Raw genomic sequence first — 231 nt, forward strand, 5'->3', positions numbered from 1 at the left:
CGGGCCTCGCCACCGGCCTCGGGGCCGACGCAGCGATCGGCATGACCAGCCACGGCAACCTACGCCGCGGCCTGAGCGTCGAGAAGCTTCACGGTGCCGGCCTGACGTACCTCAACCTCAGCCTCCACAGCCTCGACCCCGACCGGTCCGCCGAGATCATGGGCGGCGGACCGGGCGGGGTCGAGGCTGTGGAGGCTGAGGTTGAGGTACGTCAGGCCGGCACCGTGAAGC

Annotated in this window: 1 pseudogene; it reads left to right on the forward strand. The window is 71.4% G+C overall.

From position 1 onward, the window contains the following. Positions 1-170, forward strand: a pseudogene (locus CCN56_RS40220) (molybdenum cofactor biosynthesis protein MoaA); the annotation flags it as partial. Positions 171-231: the final 61 nt, after the last annotated feature.

The sequence above is a fragment of the Streptomyces sp. NRRL B-24572 genome (assembly GCF_002156145.1).
Classification (GTDB): Bacteria; Actinomycetota; Actinomycetes; order Streptomycetales; family Streptomycetaceae; genus Streptomyces; species Streptomyces vietnamensis.